The sequence below is a fragment of the Brevundimonas sp. TWP1-3 genome, assembly GCF_049896085.1.
In the GTDB taxonomy this organism is placed as follows: Bacteria; Pseudomonadota; Alphaproteobacteria; order Caulobacterales; family Caulobacteraceae; genus Brevundimonas.
Window position 1 is genome coordinate 761,895 of sequence record NZ_JAFCTP010000001.1, and the last position, 14,863, is coordinate 776,757.

Genomic DNA, 14,863 nt, shown 5'->3' on the forward strand with positions numbered 1-14,863 from the left:
GGACGCCCCCGTCACGGTATTGTCCACATAGTTGGTGTGGGTTTTCGAGACATTAACGTCATCGCGTATCCAGATCGCATAAGGATATCTTTATGTGTTTGTTGATAACTGGCGCTCACCGGGCTAAGAGGCCCCAAACCTTCCTGCGGCTCGGAGCCCTGACATGACCGACTACATCGTTCGCGACATCACCCTGGCCGACTGGGGCAACAAGGAAATCGAGATCGCCGAAACCGAAATGCCGGGCCTGATGGCTCTGCGCGAGGAGTTCGGCGAGCAGCAGATCCTGAAGGGCGCCCGCATCGCCGGCAGCCTGCACATGACCATCCAGACGGCGGTCCTGATCCAGACGCTGGAAGCCCTGGGCGCCGAAGTGCGCTGGGCCTCGTGCAACATCTTCTCGACCCAGGACCACGCCGCCGCCGCCATCGCCGCGGCCGGCACGCCGGTCTTCGCCACCAAGGGCGAGACGCTGGAAGAATACTGGGACTACGCCCACAAGATCTTCGAATGGGCTGACGGCGGCTATCCGAACCTGATCCTGGACGACGGCGGCGACGCGACCCTGCTGACCGTGCTCGGCCCCAAGGCCGAGAAGGACATCTCGGTCCTGGCCAACCCTCAGAACGAAGAAGAGGAAGCCCTCTTCAAGGTCATGAAGCGCTACATCGCCGAGAAGCCCGGCTTCTACTCGGCCATCCGCGACGCCATCGGCGGCGTGTCGGAAGAGACGACCACGGGCGTTCACCGCCTGTATCAGATGGCCGAAAAGGGCGAGCTGCCCTTCCCCGCCATCAACGTCAACGACAGCGTCACCAAGTCCAAGTTCGACAACCTGTACGGCTGCCGTGAATCGCTGGTCGACGCCATCCGTCGCGGCACCGACGTCATGCTGTCGGGCAAGGTCGCCGTGGTCTGCGGTTACGGCGATGTGGGCAAGGGTTCGGCCGCTTCGCTGCGCCAGGGCGGCGCCCGCGTGATCGTGACCGAGATCGACCCGATCTGCGCCCTGCAGGCCGCGATGGAGGGCTATGAGGTCCAGACGCTGGACGATACCGCCGGCCGCGCCGACATCTATGTGACGACGACCGGCAACAAGGACGTCATCACCGTCGACCACATGCGGCAGATGAAGAACAACGCCATCGTCTGCAACATCGGTCACTTCGACTCGGAGATCCAAGTCGCCGGCCTGAAGAACTTCAAGTGGGACGAGATCAAGCCGCAGGTCCACCACGTCGAGTTCCCGGACGGCAAGAAGATCATCCTGCTGTCGGAAGGCCGTCTGGTGAACCTGGGCAATGCCACGGGCCACCCGTCCTTCGTGATGTCGGCGTCCTTCACCAACCAGACCCTGGCCCAGATCGAGCTGTGGACCAACGCCAAGGCCTACGACAACAAGGTCTATACCCTGCCCAAGCACCTGGACGAGAAGGTCGCCATGCTGCACCTGGCCAAGCTGGGCGCCAAGCTGACCGTTCTGACCAAGGACCAGGCCGAATACATCAATGTGCCGGTCGAAGGTCCGTTCAAGACGGATCACTATCGTTACTAAGACCCTCGAAACGAGGGGCCTGTCATGACGAGGGCGTCGTTCGACGTCCTCGTCGTGGGGGCGGGCGCGGCCGGGATGATGGCCGCGATCGAGGCCGGACGGCGGGGGCGCCGGGTGCTGGTCGTCGATCATGCCGACCGGCCGGGCGAGAAGATTCGTATCTCGGGCGGCGGGCGTTGCAACTTCACCAATCTGGGCTGCGGGCCGGCGAACTTCCTGGGCGAGAACCCCCGGTTCGCGACCTCGGCCTTGCGCCGCTACACCCAGCACGACTTCATCAAGCGCATCGACAAGGCCGGGATCGCCTGGCACGAAAAGACGCTGGGCCAACTGTTCTGCGACGACAGCGCCAAGCAGATCGTCCGTATGCTGACGGACGACATGGCGGCGGCCGGCGCAGCCCTGAACATGAAGACCGGGGTGGAGCGGATCGCGCGCTCGGGCGACGGCTGGTCGGCGACCCTGTCGGACGGGTCACAGGTCGCGGCGGCGTCCCTGGTCGTGGCGACGGGCGGCAAGTCGATCCCCAAGATGGGCGCGACCGGCTGGGCCTATGAGGTCGCACGCCAGTTCGACATTCGCGTCACCGAGACACGGCCGGCCTTGGTGCCGCTGACGTTCGAGGCTGGGCTGCTGGAGACGCTGGTTCCGCTGGCGGGGGTGGCGGTGGACGCCTCGGTCGCCTCGGCGCCCGAAGGGGCCAAGGCGCGCAAGGCCAGCTTCAACGAGGCCATGCTGTTCACCCACCGGGGCCTGTCCGGCCCGGCCATTCTGCAGATCAGCTCCTACTGGCGCGAGGGCGAGGCCGTGGTGGCCAGCATGGCGCCGGGCCGCGACGTGTTCGAGGAGTTGAAGGCTGCCAAGGCGACGAACGGGCGTCAGGCCGTGCATACGGCGCTGGGCCATATCGTGCCGCGTCGCCTGGCCGAAAGCCTGTGCGTGCGCGAGGGCGCGTCGGGCAATCTGGCGGACCTGTCGGACAAGGTGCTGAGGCGGCTGGACCAGGCCGTGAATGCCTGGGCCGTCAAGCCGGTCGGGTCGGAGGGATATCGCACCGCCGAGGTCACCTTGGGCGGGATCGATACGGCGGCGCTGGATCAGCAGACGATGCAGGCCAAGGCCGTTCCCGGCCTGTATTTCATCGGCGAGGCGGTGGACGTGACCGGTTGGCTGGGAGGCTATAATTTCCAGTGGGCTTGGTCGTCGGGCTGGGCGGCCGGGCAGGTCTGCTAGGCGGACAGTTTTTCAGACTCTGGCCGTGACAAAAACAGAGTGCACAGTGTGCACTTTCGAGGCCATGGATCTGTTTCCAAACGGTTTTTCGTTCGAAAAAATTCAGACGGTTTCAACGCGAAACGAGAACAGTCCTTTATGTCCCCGTCCGTTCCAATGGCGATGTCAAAGACCGAAGGGGATCATAGCTCCTGTCGCTGGCGTGTATGGTCGATTGCCGCTGCTTAGTTTCAAGTCGCTGTAAACGCGACGCCTCATCACCGAAACCATGCCGGCTGGGGCCGGTGCGCCGCGAAATGCGACGCCTGCGGCCCCGCGACGCATGGCGGCGGGGCAGGGCGGCGCCTAGCTTGAAGGCGCGGAACGGGCCCCTCTGGCGTTGTTGCGGTCTGGCGTTCCCCCTTCCTTGCGCCGGGCTGTACGACGCGATGTCGGACCGCACGGGTGCGTCGATGCGATGGGGCTTTCTCCCCTCCTGGCCCGTCGTATCGACCGCCCGATCCTGAATCCTTCGACCGGAGCCCGAAATGCCTCTTCTGATGTGCCCCAACGACAATGCCGCCATGCAGACGCTGGAGCGCAACGGCGTCCAGTTCGACATGTGCCCCGACTGTCGGGGCGTCTGGCTGGACCGCGGCGAGCTGGAAAAACTGATGGCCGCCGCCGTAGAGGAAGGCAGCGCCTCTGCGCCGCCGGCCGCGCCCGCGCAGGCCTACGCCCCGCCGCCGATTCAGCCCCAGCCGCACATGCAGGCCCCGCCTCAGCCCTGGGGCGGCGCCGCGCCGCAGCCCTACCGCGACGATCGGGGCTACAAGAGCGACAAATACCGCGATGAACGCCATCGCGACGACGACTATCGCTACAAGAAAAAGAAGCGCGACAGCATCTTCGACATCTTCGACTGAACCGTCAGGCGGCGAGACCTGCCGCCTGCATCAGGCCCTTGAGGGAGGCTACGCTTTCGGGTGCGGACGACAGAGCTGTGCGGATGTCCGGCGCGCGCAGCAGTTTGATCGCTTCCGACCGGGCGCGGTCGGCCGCCGGACCCAATGGGCCGGCTTCTCCCGTGGCGAGTTTGAGCAGGGCCGTCAGTTTTTGGGGCGCGGGGGCCTGAGCGCGAACGATATGGGCCACCAGTTTGGCGTCGGCTTCCAGATTGCCCCCGATCACGCCGAGCGCCTGTGCGATCTGGCTCTCGTCGTGTTCACCCAGGTGCGCCGCCTGAACCGAGCGCTGCAACCGGGCCAGGATCGCCAGCTTCTGCGACGCGCTGGGGCCGCCCGGAAGCGACTGGCGCATCTCCTTTTCGAACCGTAGGGAGCCGATGCAGGCCCCGAGCCAACGAGCGGCCGCGCGCTTGTTGGCCCCGCCGGTGACGTTCTCGCACAGTCGGGTCAGTTGCTCCGCCTCGGCTAGGACAGTGGGGCAGGGATTGACGTAGGCGCCGACGAAGTCCGCCGTGACCAAGCTCTTGGAACGTTCAACGAACGCCGCCTGGACCTCTTCCAAAGTCAGCAGACGACCGGCCGAAGCCGTCAGGGCCATGGCCAGCAGGCGCAGGATGTCGATCTCTCCGACCGGATCCTGGGGGCGAAGACGACGCTGGCTGGTGAGTTCGCGCGTGACCAGCCGGGCCAGAGACGCGGCTAAAAGCGGAAACTCGCCGGCGGCCAGGTGCAGGCCCAGGCGTGCGGCCGGGCCTTCGACATCGGGCATCATCAGGGCCAGGCGCGGGTCCATGCGCAGAAGGCTGTCCATCTCGGACGGCGCCACCATTCGCACGATGGCCGCGAGATTCGCGCCCTGATCCAGCGAAGGGCCGAGGATTTCGGTCAGGTTGGATCGCACCTCCAGCATTTCGGCGACGATCTGTTCGACCGCGACGACCACCAGGGCGCGCGGCGGCCCGTCGATCGGCGCTCCATCCATCAGGTCCATCAGCAAGCCCAGCCGTTCGCGCGCGCCGCGTCGATCCTTGATCGCGTCGGCGATGACGCCGCCCATGCTGAAGGCGCGAGTCGAGGCCCCGGCCAGGCGGTGCGCCAGGTCGGCGATCGAGCGATCCTGCAGCTCCGGGAAGAGTCCGTCGCGCCCGGCCTTGCGCAGGCGGGCCATCGCCTGATCGACCAGCTTTTGATAGTGGCGGACGACGGAGTGGACGTCCTGGCCCGTGGCCTGGCTTTCAGGAACGGACACCTTCTGGATCGCGTGCTGAAGCTCGACGCCCGAGGCTTCGAGCCGTTCAGCGACGTCGGGACGGTGCAGCAGTTCGAAGGGGGTGACGCCCTCGCGCTTCAGCCAGTCCTCCAGCACCCGACCGATCAGGGCGCGGGCGTGGGGGGAATAGAAATCGGCCGGGCCGCTGCAGGCCGGGCGGATCGCCGGGTCGGCGACCTTCTTCTTTTTCTCTTCCGGCGCGCCCAGCGTCAGGATCGTCAGAGAACTGAACTCCATCGTGTCGGGGTCCAGCGTCTCCTTGGTGACGCGCGAGGCGACGGCGAGGCGGTCGTTCAACTGGTCTTCGGCGGTCTCGATGGCGTGTTTGCGGTCTTCGGTCGCGATCAGCAGGGTCCAGAACGACGGGGCGCTCTTGCGGACATAGACTTCGTAGTGGATCGGACCGGCCATGGCCCCACCTTGGCGGGCAAGGCTTTAAGGCGAGGTTTGCAGAGGCGAATTCGGCGCCGCGTTGAAATGGGCGGGGCGACGAACCATCTTGGGCGTTCGCGCGCTGTTGGAGATTGTGGATCGAATTCCCTTCTGCCCGCCGGGCTCCAGCCCTAATGTGACCGCGATCGAACGGTTACGCTTGTTGCGCGTTGTCGTTCGCGAGAACGCAAGTTCAGGAGAAGACAGACTTGGCCAACATCACCCTGATCGATGACGACGAGAACATCGTGGCGTCCGTGTCGCTGGCGCTGGAAAGCCATGGCCACAAGATCACCGCCTATCACGACGGCGCATCGGGCTTGGCCGCGCTGGAATCCTCGCCGCCCGATCTGGCGATCCTGGACGTGAAGATGCCGCGCATGGACGGGATGGAGGTGCTGCGTCGCCTGCGCCAGACCTCGCAGATTCCGGTCATCATGCTGACGTCCAAGGACGAGGAGATCGACGAAATCCTCGGCTTCAACCTGGGCGCCGACGACTACATCCACAAACCGTTCAGCCAGCGTCTGCTGATCGAGCGGGTCAAGGCCCTGCTGCGCCGCACGGGCGCCGACGGCGGCGAGCCGGAGACGGCGGCCGAGGTCTCGGGGCGCGCGATCAAGCGCGGCAAGCTGTCGATGGACCCCGCCCGTCACGAATCGACCTGGGACGGCAAGCCGGTCAAGCTGACCGTCACCGAATTCCTGCTGCTTCAGGCCCTGGCCCAGCGCCCCGGCTTCGTGAAGAGCCGCGACAACCTGATGGACGCCGCCTACGACGACCAGGTCTATGTCGACGACCGCACCATCGACAGCCACGTGAAGCGGATGCGCAAGAAGTTCCGCGCCGTGGACAATGAGTTCGACGCGATCGAGACCCTGTATGGCGTCGGCTACCGCTACCGCGAGAGCTGATCTTCCGGGCGGGCGAGAGCCCGACGAGGAGCCTGTGCGCCGGCCGTTGCTCCGCTTCGGCGGATCGCGGCTGGGCGGCTTCATCCTGGTGCTGAACCTGCTCAGCCTGCTGATCCTGTTTGGCGGGGCGCTGGCGATCAACGAATGGCGTCCGGGCCTGATCGAGGCGCGTCAGGAATCGCTGACGGTGCAGGCCGAGTTGCTGGCCAATGTGCTGCGCGAAGAAGGCGTGACTCGCGGCGAGCCGACGCCCGAACTGGACCCCATCCGCGCGTCAATCTGGCTGACCGACCGGTTCATCCCCGCGGGCCAGCGGGTGCGGCTATATGATGTCAACGGCCTGTTGCTGGTCGACAGCTATCAGGTGACGGAAGCGATCGGCGGCCGGCCCCTGCCCGACGCGCGGCCGGCGGGTTCGACAACCGAGGACGCCGCCAAGGCCAATCTGCTGTCCGAGCGCCGGGTCGCCCGCGCCGACAGCGAACTGGCGGCCGAGGTGGCGGCGGCGCTGGATGGCTCGTCCCAGTCGACGCTTCGCCGCAACGAATCCGGCGACCGGGTCGTCTCCGTCTCCATTCCCGTGCGCCATGTCCGTCAGGTGCTGGGCGTGCTGACCGTCGAATCCGGGGACGTGGACGAAATCCTGGGCGCCCAGCGGCAGGCCCTGTTCCCGTTCGCCCTGGTGGCGCTGGGCGTCAATCTGCTGGGATCGTTGCTGCTGCATCTGTTCGTGGCGCGGCCCATCATGCGGCTGTCGGCGGCGGCGGATCAGGTGAAACTGCAACGCGCGCGCGCCATCTCCCTGCCCGATCTGGAGGATCGCAAGGACGAGATCGGCGACCTGGCCCGGTCGCTGGAATCCATGACCGACACCCTGTCGACGCGGATGGACGCCATCGAGCGGTTCGCCGCCGACGTGTCGCATGAGATCAAGAACCCCCTGACCTCGATCCGTTCGGCGCTGGAGACCCTGCCGCTGGTCAAGACGGATGCGCACCGCGAGAAGCTGACGGCCCTGCTGCAACAGGACGTGCGGCGGCTGGATCGGCTGATCACCGACATTTCGAATGCGTCGCGGCTGGATGCGGAACTGTCGCGGGATCGGCCACGCCCGGTGGACGTGAACCGGCTGCTGGCCGACATCGTCGGCATCTATGAGACGACCGCCAAGCCCGGCGACATACCGGTGACCTTCACGGCGCCCGAGCAGGCGCTGCGGGTCATGGGGCGGGACGGGCCGCTGGGGCAGGTGTTCCGCAACCTGATCGACAACGCCCGCTCGTTCAGCCCGGCCGGCGGGGTGGTCAAGGTGACGCTGGAAGAGACGACCGACGACCTGCCGATCCGCGTGCGCGTCGAGGACCAGGGACCGGGCATTCCGGCCGAGAACCTGGAGACGGTGTTCGAGCGTTTCTACACCTCGCGGCCCAAGGGGGCGGCGTTCGGGTCGAACTCGGGCCTGGGCCTGTCGATCGTGCGTCAGATCGCCGAGGCGCATGGCGGTCGCGTCCATGCCGAGAACCGTCCCGAGGGCGGCGCCCGGTTCGAGATCGTCTTCCCGGCGGTCGGCCGCAGGGCATGACGATGGAGCCGCCCGTCCACGCCACGACGGTCGCCGTTCGCAGGCGCGGCGCGTGGCAGGGGGTGATGATCCTTGGGCCGTCGGGCGTGGGAAAGAGCGATCTGGCCCTGCGGTTGATCGGGCGCGGCTGGCGGTTGATCAGCGACGACTACACCCAGGTCTGGACGTCTGGCGGGGCGGTTCATGCCTCAGCGCCGGCCTCTATCGCGGGTCGAATCGAGGTTCGCGGGGTCGGAATCGTGTCCGCCGCGACACGCCCCATGGCCCGAGTGGTGCTGGCCGTCGCCTGCGTGCCGGAGGCCGTCGAACGCCTTCCAGAGCCGCAGACACGGCGTTTCGCGGGGGTGGACCTGCCCCTCTTGGCGCTGGACCCCAGACCGGCCTCGGCCGTCGATGTGGTCGCAGTCGCGTTGGAGACGCTTTGAAACCCCGAAAGACGGGTCTATGACACGCCCCTTGCGGTCCAAAGAGGGCGGCGTCCGGCCTCCCTTGCCGGGCGGGGGAATGCCTGGGACGGTTCGGGGCGGGATGCGAGTGAAGTCCTCATGATCGGTCTGGTGATCGTCACCCACGGCGGGCTGGCGTCCGAATTTCTCTCCGCCATGGAGCATGTGGTCGGCCCGCAGCGCGGCGTCGCGGCCATCTGCATCGGGCCGGAAGACGACATGGAGCGTCGGCGTCGCGACATCGTGGACGCGGCGGCGGCCGTGGACGACGGCGATGGCGTCATCCTGCTGACCGACATGTTCGGCGGCACGCCCTCGAACCTGGCGATTTCGGTGATGGAACAGACCCACGCCGAGGTGATCGCCGGACTGAACCTGCCCATGCTGATCAAACTGGCCAGCGTGCGCGGCCGCGAGACGCTGGAATCCTGTGTGGCCCATGCGCAGGACGCCGGCCGCAAATACATCTCCGTCGCGTCCTGGGTGCTCGCAGGCGAAAAATGACCGTCACCGCGACCCTGAACATCTGCAACACGCGCGGTCTGCACGCCCGCGCCTCGGCCAAGTTCGTCAAACTGGCCTCCAGCTTCGAAAGCGAGATCCACGTCACCCGCGACGGCGTGACGGTGGACGCCCGCTCGATCATGGGCCTGCTGATGCTGGGCGCCGGCATCGGCTGCAGCATCGACGTCTCCGCCGAAGGGCCGGACGCCGAGGAGGCCATGGAAGCCCTGACCGACCTCGTCGCGCGGAAGTTCGACGAGGATCAGTGACAGTCGCCGTTACCCTCGGGTCTGACAGCGACATTCCGATCATCTGTTTTGGGATGGGCGGCGCACCTCCAAATCACCGATAGTTTTTCAACTTGGGGCTCACGCTTTTGGAGGATGCTTCCTCTATGGCGATTTACAGTCCCCAAGCCAAAACGCTGGCCAAGGCCAACCCATTTCAGAAATTTTCCAGCGTGGAAGCCGCGCGTTCTGGTGTCGAAGAAGGCGCGGCAGGTTTCTACGCCATTGCTATCACACACGTCTTTTCGGCCATCTACGCGTGGCGGTTTCCGTTCAGCACGCTTGTCACCCGAGACCCGAACGCAACCTCGCTCTTTCTCCTTGTTCTGTCCGCCGTCGCAATGGTGGGAGGCTTCTACCTTCGTTCTGTCCCTAATCGCTTCGTCGCTCTCGGGATGACAGCATGGGCGATTGTCGGCCTTGCCTATCCCTTCACCAGATGGGTTTATGGCTGGGCTGCTCTTTCCGCGTTCAATCTAGTGGGTGTTCTGGCGGGTGTTCTGGCGACGCGAGCCGCGTTTGCGCTGGTTGAGCTTCGCAAGGCGCAAGCAAAGTGATTCTTTGCAACGAGTCTGAGCGGATGTCCGCAGCGGTTTGGAAGTGGACTCGGCGTTGATGAGCCGCCGCAAATTGATGTGGGCGTGTTTGCCCCTTTGCCTTTTGACTCCCGCGTCTTACGCCCCTGCTGGAGACCCCAAACCCGGAGATATCGTAAAGCCGGGGCGACCCCGTTTGTCGATTACCAAGCCTCAAGGTTTCGTGGAGCAGAGCCTCTATGAATATATCCCAGGCGGTGATCGCATCACGGGAAAGAGAATACGCTTGCGACTGCCTCCCGTCATGATCTTGCCCGACGCCACGCCCGGCCCGAGGATGCGGTTGCGCATCAAGATTCCAATGACGGACGGCCCGTCGCACGACGACCAAGAGATCAGAGTTCGGATGTACAGCGCGGCTGTTGGCGGAAACATCGGATCTCAGAACATTGGCGAGTTCAACCACTCCTTTGGCGCGTTCGGATTTCCTGTCGAAGACGGTCTCGTGCTGGATCCCCAATCGTGTGACGTGGATCGATACTCGGCGACCGAATTTTCGTCCTTGCAGCGATCCCTTCTTGTCGCCGCGAACATGCCCGCCGACGGCCCTCCGGCGCCCGATACCTTCGTTGTCGGTTATCCCAAGGGCGCTGAGGCGTACGAGGCCTTGGGGGGCTGCTTCGAATGGAGCGCAAACTGCGCACTCCAGTCTGATTACAGAGGTTGGCCGATCTTCATTGGATTCCGCAAGACCGATGCGTGCGGCGTGATCGAGATCGTCAAACGGGTCCGTGTCGCTTTGGATCGGTACTTTGTCGATGAGACGCCCCGCGGACCTGGCTACACTGATACCCGCTGGCGTCCGGTTACTATCCACTGGAGGAACTGATGGTGAAGTTGATTGGATTTTCCATCTTTGGCCTATTGGCGGCTTGTTCCTCGCCCGCCAGTCCTCAACCGACCAACCAAGGACCAGCAACCAACGCCGAGATTGAAAGCCACCTCAAGGATCGTCTGAGAGATTTGGCGATTGCCTATCCTGAGGCCGAGCTTTCAGCATTTGCGTTTTCGACCGATAGGCGCACGGTTTGCGGACTTGTTACATCGCCAGGAGAAACGCCGATGGTGTTTATATCGAGCGACACGACTCCGGACACGGTTGAGGATAGACCGCTCGGAATCCCCAACCTGACGCGGGTAGGCAACTGGTATCACGAGCGGAACCAGTCTGCCCAAGCCCGTGTGCGGCGGCAGTGCGCAGCCCAAGGCGTCGCTGTGAGACCGTAAGATAAATTTCGCGCTTAGGCTGGGCATGAACTGATGCCGGTCTTGGTGAACCCTCGCCTAGGATGATGGCGTCGGGCGCTACAGCCCCAGCGCCCTGCGGATGTCGCGCCAGTCGACGTATTTGAAGTTCTGGGTGCCGACGTCGTTGACGTCGTCCTGGATCACGACCAGGCCCTCGGGGAAGGGGCCGACCGGGCCGCTGGCGGCGGCGAGGCCGTCCGTGCCGGTGATGCGGTCCACCGCGCCGTCCACGACCTTGAACCGGCCTTTATATTCCGGCGCCGCGCCGTCGATGCGCCAGACGGGGAAGTTGGAATCGCCCTGGCTGGAGGCGATCAGGTAGCGGCCCGAGGGGTCGGTTATGGTCGTCAGGCCTTCGGCGTCGGCGACCAGAATGTCCTTGGCGATGGGCTGGATCAGGGTGCGGGCCGCGCCCGACGCCGGGTTCAGGCCATAGCGCCACAGGCCCACGTTCTCTTCGTTGATATAGAGGGCGTCGGTGGCCTCGTCGGCGGCGCAGCCTTCGGAGATGGTGCCGATCTCGGCGCGGCGGACCTCGCGGGCGGCAGGCTTGCCGTCGGCGCCGACCGTCAGGATGAACTGGCGCAGTTCGCCCTCATGGCCGACCAGGATGGCCTGGACCTCGGCCCCGCGACGCGCAAAGCAGAAGCCGTAAGGTTCGATCACGTCGGTGGCGACGGCGCCCCAATAGCGCACGCCGTTCTCGCCGGTCCCGGCCGGGTCGAAGGTGTAGAGCGAAATGCCGGTCTTGCCGGGCGTGCGGTCGCTGGCGCCCAGCACCACCTGGGGCCGGCCGCCGATGGTCAGGCCCTCGACCACATCGACGTTGTTCAGCAGGCCCTCGGGCAGGAACTGCAGGATCTGACCGTCGAAGCCATAGATATAGAGACCGGACTTCTTGTCCGTGCCGGCGACGAAGCCGGGGGTTTGTTTGCCCATCACCGTGACCGGCGTCGCGCTGGCCCAGACGGCAGGATCGTCGGCGGCGTCCTGGCCCGCCGTGCCGACCGACGGGGTTTCCAGCACAGCCTGGACCGACGCGCCGGGGCCGACGAAGCCTTCGCCCTCACCCTGGAAATCGACTTCCGTCGTGGCGCAGGCCGCGAGCAAGGCGAAGAAAGAAGCGGCGGCGGTGAAACGGGCGGCGCGTCGGATCGGCGAAGTCATGGCAGGTTCCCGGATGTGACGTCGTCACGTGATTTCGTCGGGGCCCAGATCAAGGCCGAACCCCCACAGGTCAACGGCGTCCTGGTGACGGTTTGAATGCGGTTCGATGACGCATGATCGGTGTCAGGACGGATCGTCGCGCAACTGTCCTGAAACCGCGAAATCGCCGTCGTCGAAACGTCGCTTTCGCGTCGCCAGTCCCCGCTATCGGGCCGCCCATCGGCAGAGGTGAAACGTCGCCCGCCGAAGGGGATCATCGAGATGAAAATCAACCTGCTCATGGGCGCCGCATTGGCCCCGCTCGCCTTCGCCGCTCCCGTTCTGGCCGCCGACGAGGTCGCGCCGCAGCAGACCGCCCAGACGCCCGTCACGGCGCTGGAAGAGATCGTCGTCACCGGCGAGCCGGCCATGCGCAACCGCACCGACGACGTGGTGCCGACCCTGTCCTACGACCTGGACTATTTCCAGCGGTTCGAGCCGCTGACGGCCGGCGACGCCCTGAAGCGGGTGCCCTCGGTCGCCTTCCTGTCGGACGTGCTGGAATCGGACGGCGTGCGCCTGCGCGGCCTGGACTCGGGATACACTCAAATCCTGATCAACGGGGAGCGCGTGCCCGGCGCCGGCGTCGATCGGTCCTTCTTCGTCGATCGCATTCCCGCCGAGCTGATCGAGCGGGTCGAGGTCGTCCGCTCTTCGTCGGCCAACCGTTCGGGCGATGCCGTCGCCGGCGCCATCAATATCGTTCTGCGTGACGCCCTGTCGCTGGACGGCGGCTATGTCCGCCTCGGCGCCTTGCACTGGAAAGACAGCGAATACGGTCAGTGGGGCGGCAGCTACGGCGCCGTCTGGGGCGGCCAGGCCGGACCAGGGCGACTGCTGCTCGGCGCCAATATTCAGGACCGCCGCAATCCCAAGCAGAAATACAGCCAACGGTTCGACGAGCCCAATGGCACGCTGGACAATACCGAGGTCCAGACCGACACCCGCGACGGCACCGACTATTCCTTCAACGGCTCTTACGATGTGGAAGTCGCGGGCGGTCGTCTGAACCTGTCGGGCGTCTTCGTTCGCACCGATCGCTATCAGGACGAGGACTCGATCGAATACATCGACGGTGTCGAGACCAATGCGAACATCAGCACGGTCAACGACAACGACGTGGATATCCGCACCGACAACCTGTCGCTGAACCTGCGATATACGCGCGAAATGCTGGGCGGCGAGACCACCTTCAAGTTCGGCTACGCCGCCATCAAGGACGAGCAGTACGAATATGAATATGAGTCCGAATACCGGCGTGACGCCCTGGTCTTCCCCGACGAGGATCGGTTCACGGCCGACGCGACCCAGACGGATATCGAAGACAAGGAGCTGAGCGGCGCGCTGGAACACAAGCGCCCGCTGGCAGGGGATTTGGAGCTGGAGTTCGGGGTCCAGTGGAATCAGAAGGATCGCGACACCTCGATCACCGCTCCCGATCGGGTCCGCTTCAACGTCGCCAATGGTTCGACCAATGCTGCGACCAACTGGAGCTTTGGCGCTTTCGAGCCGATCCCTGGCGGTCTGGGCACGATCGAGGAAACCCGGATCGACCCCTACATCATGCTGTCGGGCGAGAAGGGCGCCGCCAAGTGGGAGGCCGGTCTGCGTTATGAGACCACCGACACCACCATCACCGACGAGACGGTCGCCGCCGCAGACCGCGTCAACGACACCGACTATGCCTTCCTGCTGCCGTCGGCGAGTCTGCGCATCAAGCTGAACGAGACCGATCGACTGACCTTCTCGGCCGCGCGCACCGTGCGTCGGCCGAACTTCGACCGTCTCTCGCCGGTCCTGCTCGAAGAAGAGGTCGGCGACAGCGACTTCATCGGCAACCCGAATCTGAAGCCGGAATCGGCCTGGGGCGTTGACGCGGGCTTTGAGCGTCGTCTGGGTCGCCGCGGCGTCTTCGGCGTCAACGCCTTCTATCGCGACATCACCGACCTGATCGAGGACGTGAACACCGGCGCAGAGGGATCCGCCGGCGACGGCACGTTCATCTACAGCGTCGACAATGTCGGCGACGGTCAGGTCTGGGGCGTCGAGTTCGACCTGTCCACGCCGCTGGACTTCATCGGCATGGAGACGACCGGCGTCTTCCTGAACTACTCCTGGCTGGACAGCTCGGTCGACGACTTCATGGGTGAGCGTCGGTTTAACAGCCAGGCGGAATACGTCTTCAACGTCGGCTTCACCCACGACATCCCGACCTGGGGTGCGGCCTTCGGCGCAACCTACCGCAAGCAGGGCGATGCGCTGGCCCGCGTCGTGTCGGAAGAGGTCAAGACGACCTATGGCGCCGACCTGGAAATCTTCGTCGAGAAGAAGATCGCCGAGAACATCGTCCTCCGCTTCACGGGCTCGAACCTGCTGGATTCGTCCAAGGACGAGGTGTTCGACAAGTTCAACACCGAGCAGGAGCAGATCGACCGCGACTACGACGAGTATGAGTTGGAGACAGAATCCGCCGGCCCATGGTTCCAGGTCGTCGCGCGGATGGCCTTCTAAAATCTGAGGCGTGCAAGATCGAGAAGGGGCGTTGCGGCGACGCTCGGCCCTTTTTCGTGGTCCCGACCTCTGCAATTGGTCGAAACGCGGCCCCATATGGCGTGCAGCGGTTGACCCGTGCGGGGTCGGCGC

The 14,863-nt window shown here is 65.1% G+C and carries 14 protein-coding genes; 12 read left to right on the plus strand and 2 right to left on the minus strand.

The genetic code is table 11. From position 1 onward, the window contains the following. Positions 1 to 163: 163 nt before the first annotated feature. The 3 genes from ahcY (at position 164) to ACP693_RS03860 (ending at position 3,693) form a co-directional block, all read left to right on the plus strand. The gene (gene ahcY / locus ACP693_RS03850) at positions 164 to 1,555 is read left to right on the plus strand and encodes an adenosylhomocysteinase (protein ID WP_135193953.1); all 1,392 of its coding nucleotides are present in this window, start codon (positions 164 to 166) and stop codon (positions 1,553 to 1,555) included. Between the two features lie 24 nt (positions 1,556 to 1,579). Further along, complete coding sequence (locus tag ACP693_RS03855; RefSeq protein WP_426018834.1) at positions 1,580 to 2,788, plus strand: NAD(P)/FAD-dependent oxidoreductase; 1,209 nt, start codon at positions 1,580 to 1,582, stop codon at positions 2,786 to 2,788. A 527-nt stretch (positions 2,789 to 3,315) separates the two neighbouring features. Then, positions 3,316 to 3,693: a zf-TFIIB domain-containing protein gene (locus tag ACP693_RS03860; protein WP_426018831.1), complete on the plus strand. Its 378-nt coding sequence runs from the start codon at positions 3,316 to 3,318 to the stop codon at positions 3,691 to 3,693. Between the two features lie 4 nt (positions 3,694 to 3,697). On the opposite strand, the gene ACP693_RS03865 is transcribed toward ACP693_RS03860, so the two are convergent. Next, positions 3,698 to 5,416, minus strand: a complete 1,719-nt coding sequence (locus ACP693_RS03865; protein ID WP_426018829.1) for a hypothetical protein — start codon at positions 5,414 to 5,416, stop codon at positions 3,698 to 3,700. 230 nt (positions 5,417 to 5,646) lie between these two features. On the opposite strand from ACP693_RS03865, the gene ACP693_RS03870 reads away from it, so the two are divergent. The 8 genes from ACP693_RS03870 (at position 5,647) to ACP693_RS03905 (ending at position 10,993) form a co-directional block, all read left to right on the plus strand. Further along, positions 5,647 to 6,351, plus strand: coding sequence for a response regulator transcription factor (locus ACP693_RS03870; RefSeq protein WP_409719397.1), 705 nt, complete (start codon positions 5,647 to 5,649; stop codon positions 6,349 to 6,351). Continuing rightward, positions 6,320 to 7,933, plus strand: coding sequence for an ATP-binding protein (locus tag ACP693_RS03875; protein ID WP_425986410.1), 1,614 nt, complete (start codon positions 6,320 to 6,322; stop codon positions 7,931 to 7,933). The genes ACP693_RS03870 and ACP693_RS03875 overlap by 32 nt, the downstream gene beginning before the upstream one ends. After that, a complete protein-coding gene (locus tag ACP693_RS03880; RefSeq protein WP_426018827.1) occupies positions 7,930 to 8,358 on the plus strand; it encodes an HPr kinase/phosphorylase in 429 nt (142 codons plus the stop codon). Before ACP693_RS03875 ends, ACP693_RS03880 begins: the two co-directional genes overlap by 4 nt. A gap of 120 nt (positions 8,359 to 8,478) precedes the next feature. Continuing rightward, on the plus strand, positions 8,479 to 8,883 hold the full coding sequence (locus tag ACP693_RS03885) for a PTS sugar transporter subunit IIA (protein ID WP_135193946.1): 405 nt from the start codon (positions 8,479 to 8,481) through the stop codon (positions 8,881 to 8,883). Then, the gene (locus ACP693_RS03890; RefSeq protein WP_017506134.1) at positions 8,880 to 9,152 is read left to right on the plus strand and encodes an HPr family phosphocarrier protein; all 273 of its coding nucleotides are present in this window, start codon (positions 8,880 to 8,882) and stop codon (positions 9,150 to 9,152) included. The genes ACP693_RS03885 and ACP693_RS03890 overlap by 4 nt, the downstream gene beginning before the upstream one ends. A gap of 125 nt (positions 9,153 to 9,277) precedes the next feature. After that, positions 9,278 to 9,727, plus strand: a complete 450-nt coding sequence (locus tag ACP693_RS03895; protein ID WP_426018825.1) for a hypothetical protein — start codon at positions 9,278 to 9,280, stop codon at positions 9,725 to 9,727. A 175-nt stretch (positions 9,728 to 9,902) separates the two neighbouring features. Continuing rightward, positions 9,903 to 10,595 carry a hypothetical protein gene (locus ACP693_RS03900; protein WP_426018822.1) on the plus strand — a complete coding sequence of 231 codons (693 nt, stop codon included), beginning with the start codon at positions 9,903 to 9,905 and terminating at the stop codon, positions 10,593 to 10,595. Next, positions 10,595 to 10,993 (plus strand): hypothetical protein, encoded by a 399-nt coding sequence (locus ACP693_RS03905; protein ID WP_426018820.1) that lies wholly within the window; start codon positions 10,595 to 10,597, stop codon positions 10,991 to 10,993. Before ACP693_RS03900 ends, ACP693_RS03905 begins: the two co-directional genes overlap by 1 nt. 78 nt (positions 10,994 to 11,071) lie before the next feature. On the opposite strand, the gene ACP693_RS03910 is transcribed toward ACP693_RS03905, so the two are convergent. Further along, a complete protein-coding gene (locus ACP693_RS03910; protein ID WP_426018818.1) occupies positions 11,072 to 12,181 on the minus strand; it encodes a phytase in 1,110 nt (369 codons plus the stop codon). 261 nt (positions 12,182 to 12,442) lie between these two features. On the opposite strand from ACP693_RS03910, the gene ACP693_RS03915 reads away from it, so the two are divergent. Continuing rightward, a complete protein-coding gene (locus tag ACP693_RS03915; protein ID WP_426018816.1) occupies positions 12,443 to 14,731 on the plus strand; it encodes a TonB-dependent receptor plug domain-containing protein in 2,289 nt (762 codons plus the stop codon). Positions 14,732 to 14,863: the final 132 nt, after the last annotated feature.

Coding starts and splice junctions, on each gene's coding strand:
- ahcY (WP_135193953.1), top strand. CDS start 164: ATGACCGACTACATCGTTCGCGACATCACCCTGGCCGACTGGGGCAAC.
- ACP693_RS03855 (WP_426018834.1), top strand. CDS start 1,580: ATGACGAGGGCGTCGTTCGACGTCCTCGTCGTGGGGGCGGGCGCGGCC.
- ACP693_RS03860 (WP_426018831.1), top strand. CDS start 3,316: ATGCCTCTTCTGATGTGCCCCAACGACAATGCCGCCATGCAGACGCTG.
- ACP693_RS03865 (WP_426018829.1), bottom strand. CDS start 5,416: ATGGCCGGTCCGATCCACTACGAAGTCTATGTCCGCAAGAGCGCCCCG.
- ACP693_RS03875 (WP_425986410.1), top strand. CDS start 6,320: ATGGCGTCGGCTACCGCTACCGCGAGAGCTGATCTTCCGGGCGGGCGA.
- ACP693_RS03880 (WP_426018827.1), top strand. CDS start 7,930: ATGACGATGGAGCCGCCCGTCCACGCCACGACGGTCGCCGTTCGCAGG.
- ACP693_RS03885 (WP_135193946.1), top strand. CDS start 8,479: ATGATCGGTCTGGTGATCGTCACCCACGGCGGGCTGGCGTCCGAATTT.
- ACP693_RS03890 (WP_017506134.1), top strand. CDS start 8,880: ATGACCGTCACCGCGACCCTGAACATCTGCAACACGCGCGGTCTGCAC.
- ACP693_RS03895 (WP_426018825.1), top strand. CDS start 9,278: ATGGCGATTTACAGTCCCCAAGCCAAAACGCTGGCCAAGGCCAACCCA.
- ACP693_RS03905 (WP_426018820.1), top strand. CDS start 10,595: ATGGTGAAGTTGATTGGATTTTCCATCTTTGGCCTATTGGCGGCTTGT.
- ACP693_RS03910 (WP_426018818.1), bottom strand. CDS start 12,181: ATGACTTCGCCGATCCGACGCGCCGCCCGTTTCACCGCCGCCGCTTCT.
- ACP693_RS03915 (WP_426018816.1), top strand. CDS start 12,443: ATGAAAATCAACCTGCTCATGGGCGCCGCATTGGCCCCGCTCGCCTTC.